The sequence below is a fragment of the Streptomyces sp. H27-C3 genome, assembly GCF_030063415.1.
In the GTDB taxonomy this organism is placed as follows: Bacteria; Actinomycetota; Actinomycetes; order Streptomycetales; family Streptomycetaceae; genus Streptomyces.
On sequence record NZ_JASITA010000112.1, the window covers coordinates 1 to 1,277 of the forward strand.

Here is a 1,277-nt window from a genome sequence, read left to right on the forward strand (position 1 = left end):
GCTAGTGCGTTGTCCACGAACGTTGACGGGGTCTGGTGACATGTCGGTGGATGTTCGTGGTGTCGGGGTCTGACGGTCTTGCTCTGCCTGGCAATGTGGTTGCCGATGAGAGTGGGGTCTTGAATGGCAGAGCCGGTCAGGGCACGGCGGTTGACTGATCAAGAGGGACAGCGACTGCAGCAGATCGTCCGGCGGGGCCGCCACGAGTCGGTGCGGGTCCGGCGGGCACTGATCATCATGGCGTCGGCATCGGGCACCCCCGTGACGGCGGTCGCGCGGTTGGTCGCCGCCCACGAGGACACCGTCCGGGACGCGATCCACGCGTTCAACGAGAAGGGCCTGGCCGCCCTGGACCCTCACTGGGCGGGAGGCCGTCCCCGCCTGATCAGCGATGACGAACGCGAGTTCATCATCGCGACGGCCAGGACCCGCCCGGTCGCGCTGGGCCGCCCCTTCACGCACTGGAGCCTTCGCAAGCTCACCGACTACCTGACCCGCAACCAGGTCAGGACGGTGCAGATCGGCCGGGAACGACTCCGGCAGATCCTGCATGAACACGGGATCTCCTTCCAGCGCACCCGCACCTGGAAGGAGTCCAAGGACCCCGACAAGGACTCCAAACTCGACCGCATCGAGCACGTGACGGGCCACTTCCTGGACCGGTGTTTCGCTTTCGACCAGTTCGGCCCGCTGTCGATCCGCCCCTGCCACGGTTCCAGCTGGGCCAGGGAGAAGAAACCGGACCGGCTGCCGGCCACCTATCACCGCACTCACGGCATCCGGTACTTCCACGGCTGTTACTCCCTTGGTGACGACCAGTTGTGGGGCGTGACCCGACGCCGTAAAGGCGGTGACCACAGCCTGACGGCGCTGAAATCGATCCGGGCCGCCAGGCCCGACGGCGCCCCCGTCTACGTGATCATGGACAACCTGTCGGCGAACAAGACCCCGGCGATCCGGACCTGGGCAGGGAAGAACAAGGTCGAACTGTGCCTGACGCCGACCAGCGCGTCGTGGGCCAACCCGATCGAGGCCCAGTTCGGACCGTTGCGCAACTTCGTCATGGGCGACTCCAACCACCCCAACCACCCGGTGCTCGCCCGCAGACTCCAGGACTACCTGCGGTGGCGCAACGCCAACGCCCGTCACCCCGACGTCCTGTCCGCCCAACGCCGAGAACGCGCCAAAGTCCGCAGTGAACGCCAGCAACGCTGGGGCCGCCCACGACTCAAAGCCGCCTGACCAAACCCCGCCAACGTTCGTGGCCAACGCACTAG

The 1,277-nt window shown here is 66.6% G+C and carries 1 protein-coding gene; it reads left to right on the top strand.

The window, feature by feature from the left end; translation table 11 throughout:
• The first annotated feature begins 123 nt into the window (after positions 1-123).
• Positions 124-1,242, top strand: coding sequence for an IS630 family transposase (locus tag QMK30_RS38280; RefSeq protein WP_283522941.1), 1,119 nt, complete (start codon positions 124-126; stop codon positions 1,240-1,242).
• Positions 1,243-1,277: the final 35 nt, after the last annotated feature.

Coding starts and splice junctions, on each gene's coding strand:
- QMK30_RS38280 (WP_283522941.1), top strand. CDS start 124: ATGGCAGAGCCGGTCAGGGCACGGCGGTTGACTGATCAAGAGGGACAG.